Here is a 3,727-nt window from a genome sequence, read left to right as displayed (position 1 = left end):
TCCAAAAAGTGGTCGATGCCTATTCGTAACTGGACGTCTGCTCTGAATCGCTTTATGATTATGTTTGATGATCGTATTAGTAAGCATTTAATCTAAATGGCAGTTACACAGAATCTGGGATGGTCTCTTTATAATCAAGAAAGCCCTAAAAAACTGGACGCATAGCCATCTGTTTGTTTCCTACACTATGAATCAAACAGGCTTCTAGATACTTAGTCTGATATATTTGAGTTTTTACAGCCCAATTGATACCCATTGTCACAAGCCTTAGAAAAGTACTTTTTCGCTATAACTGTATTTTGACGTACGCCTATGCCATTGAGGTACATCATACCAAGGTTATATTGAGATCTAGCATCTCCTTGATTGGCGGCTTTTAGATACCACTTACCGGCTTTAGCATAATCCTGAGGAGCACCTTCGCCATAGCTATAGATTGTTCCAAGTTGGTATTGGGCAGAAACATATCCTTGGTCAGCGGCTTTTGTATACCACTCGATAGCTTTAGGATAATCCTGACGTACCCCTTTACCCTCGTAGTAAGCGTTACCAATGTTGAATTGAGCCTCAACATCGCCTTGGTTAGCTAATTTCTGCCACGCCTCAACGACTTTGGCATCATTTTGACGCACACGTTCGCTCTTTCGATGCGGTACGCCATTAATGAATTTCCTTGGTCCAATTCCTTGGTTAACAGCTTTTATGCTCCACTCTTTATGTTTATCGTAGTCTTCACTTGTACCTGTGCCATCGTAATTGTAGTAAGCCCAAGCAAGTTCGTATTGGGCCTTAGCATAGCCTTGGTTAGCAGATTTCGTGAACCATTCAATAGCTTTAGAGTGATCCTCATCTACCCCTTCGCCATCGTCGTACATGATTGCAAGGTTATATTGAGCAAGATCATATCCTTGGTTGGCAGATTTTGTATACCACTCAATGGCTTTAGCGTTATCCTCGCGTGTACCTTCGCCCTCGTCATACATTACTGCAAGGCTATATTGAGCCTCAGCATCGCCTTGATTAGCTTGTACTGCAATGTCTTCAAATTCTTTTTCAATAGCTGATTTTACGGCTGAAACTACGTTTTGAGAACTACTTATTTGAGTAACAATGGCTTTATGACACCCTGTCAGCAGAATGCCAGTCAGTAAAAATGTTGCTAGCCTTTTTTTCATAGCTGTTCGTCCTGTTCGTTAATCAAGATAACACTACAATTTATCATTTACATGCCTATCGTGATGATCTCAAATATATTATTGGATAGTCTTATTAGGTATACCCTAAAAATGATAACAGCATTACCTTTTTATTCTATAGGGGCTACATCCTCAGTAGCATAACCATCGTAAAATTTTATACGTACTGGTGATTTCATAACTTCTTGACCGATTTTTTTAAGTTGTTCTGGTGTGAACCCTGCTTTTTTTGAATCATCCTCATGCACGTCTATAACAAATAGCCCTTCATCTTCCTTATAACCCATACCTACTAGCATTGGAATACGTTTACGTAATTCTTCAGATCGCGCTTCATAGTTGTCTTTTTGTTCTTGAGTGAGTGGTTTGGATTTAGAATTATCGATAAATTTAACTTTAATGGCAGTTGGTTTTTCAATAAGAGATACAGCATTATCGATATCCATTTGAGTGATAGCAAAGCCTTCTGCCCTCATTTCTTTATCCGCTGCTGACAATATAATAGGTTTGTTCTCTAATTTGTCAGCATTACGGTATATGGTGCGATCAGGTGGCGCACCATCACCAAATAGGCTTACGATGAGCGCAAACTCTGGCTCATTAGTGAATCCAGCATCGTCCAACCTATCAGAAAATTCTTTTTTGATAGCATCAATCTGCTCTTGGGCATCATTCATGACAAGCATACGGCGCATTGCTTCAACATGGCTAACCTCATATGCTCGTGCATAATGCTTTGCATCTATGGCTAATGCTTGAGCTTTACTCATAGGGGCAACTTGGGTCTCTTTGCTGTCCTGAGCAACGGTAGAAATAGGAATAACTTCTATCGTTTTATCCTCCTTGGGAATTTTAGAGACAATATCAATACTGCTGTCTTCTGTCGATGTACAACCACTAAGCAAGCTACTAGTAATAAGTAGCGTAGCTAGTGTTTTATTCATTTTATGCTTTGTCATAGTAGATCTTCCCGAGGTATGTTAATACCATTCATTAACCAGATTTTTTCAGCTTTACAAGTCGCTAAAGGTGGGTTTTTCCAATCACTGGCAAATGAAGCCATATTTTTATAGTCAGCTTGTGAGCCACCTACTAAAACAGTATCACCAATTTCAAAAATAAATTCATTGATATCGGATATCGTAAAAGGGTCTTGAGTCCAGGTAATATGTGGGCTACTTACAACGAGTAAGAGGTCATCCATATATAAACAGCCATTCTTTGTGTTCAATACCCCATGAGCCGCAGCGGCATCACCCATATCCGAATCAACATCAAGGGCAGTCACATACACCGTTTGCTGCTTGCGCGTGGGTGCTTCGTTTTCAGTAGGTTTGTTGGCAGCACTCTCATCTTCCACTTTAATAGTTTGGGCATTATGATTAGTATTCGTCATTTCAATGACAGGATCGCAGGCTATAACGGATATCAACAATATCGGCACCATATACCATTTAAATTTTGGTTTCATTATTCGCTCTCTTAAGGCTTATTCACCTGACCCAAAAACAATATCGCATCGGTTTTATTGTCTTTAATCATAAACATAAACGGGTGATCGGCTTTAAACGCGACTGGTGGATGCATAGAACCAGATATGTCCACTAAAACGGGACCTGTCGCTGCTGCCGCCTCTGTTCCTATTTCATTAACGTCGATCACTGCTTGATGATAAATATCGTCAATAGCGATGGGTGAGCTATCTGTAAACACGTCAAACTCAGCTTGATTCCCAAACGCGCTTGGCATGCCCATATCCGTCAGCACTGCCTTCATCGGGTAGCCTTCATCTATCTTAAACTTTGGTAGATTCAGAAGAATATCTTGCTGCTTTAGACGTTTAGTCCAATCGGTGATTTGTGTCGTCGATAAATTCTTGATGAGCGTCTGCATGGCTAACGGCTCCTTTGACTTTGGTAAAACCACTAGCATCGATAATTCAATTCCCTTATAAGGCAGCTCAACGACTTGTACTTGCTCATCTTCGCTATACCTAAATTCAGTATTCTGGAACATCATATCTACATCACTGCTTGTGCCATTGAAATAATGAAAAGGCATATCACCACTTACCCAGAAACGACTGCTCCAATCCGCTTTAAAATAAACCGCATTGGTCAATATCGCCGAGGTACTTGGCTGGGTACTCTCTTTTGATAGCAGTTCAGGAATCATCTGATTGGTATGTTTGGCTATCTTCTCATTAATCATTTGACGAGACGTTTCGGTGTTGTTTTTAAAATCAAGCGTATTGACCTGCCCACCATAGTAGCGTTTTACCGTATCGATATAGGCTTGGTTGGGAGTACGGCCCTGTTGCAGCCATAAGTCATTAATGGTGTTCAATTTATAGTTTGGGCTAGGTTTGTTTGTAGTGGCATAATTAAATCGGACCACGCTTAAGAGGTTATACTAACCCAAAAGAAGGAACATAGTATGACTAGCAACCGCAGAGAATATACCCGAGAATTCAAATTAGAAGCTATCAGCTTAGTCGTTGATCATAAGCGCAAAGTAGCAGAAGTGGCAGA

Annotated in this window: 4 protein-coding genes; all 4 read right to left on the bottom strand. The window is 40.4% G+C overall.

From position 1 onward, the window contains the following. Positions 1-212 precede the first annotated feature (212 nt). The 4 genes from JMX83_RS14805 to JMX83_RS14790 all read right to left on the bottom strand — a co-directional run bounded on the left by JMX83_RS14805 (position 213) and on the right by JMX83_RS14790 (position 3,593). Positions 213-1,175, bottom strand: coding sequence for a tetratricopeptide repeat protein (locus JMX83_RS14805; RefSeq protein ID WP_201603339.1), 963 nt, complete (start codon positions 1,173-1,175; stop codon positions 213-215). Between the two features lie 131 nt (positions 1,176-1,306). Continuing rightward, entirely contained in the window at positions 1,307-2,155 is an 849-nt protein-coding gene (locus JMX83_RS14800) for a hypothetical protein (protein ID WP_201508704.1), read from the bottom strand. Beyond that, entirely contained in the window at positions 2,152-2,667 is a 516-nt protein-coding gene (locus JMX83_RS14795; protein ID WP_068405430.1) for a hypothetical protein, read from the bottom strand. Before JMX83_RS14795 ends, JMX83_RS14800 begins: the two co-directional genes overlap by 4 nt. 11 nt (positions 2,668-2,678) lie before the next feature. Then, positions 2,679-3,593 (bottom strand): serpin family protein, encoded by a 915-nt coding sequence (locus tag JMX83_RS14790; RefSeq protein ID WP_201603337.1) that lies wholly within the window; start codon positions 3,591-3,593, stop codon positions 2,679-2,681. Positions 3,594-3,727: the final 134 nt, after the last annotated feature.

The organism is Psychrobacter piscatorii, assembly GCF_904846415.1.
Classification (GTDB): domain Bacteria; phylum Pseudomonadota; class Gammaproteobacteria; order Pseudomonadales; family Moraxellaceae; genus Psychrobacter; species Psychrobacter piscatorii.
Note: the sequence above shows the minus strand (reverse complement) of the source record. Positions and strands in the feature narration are given on the sequence as shown.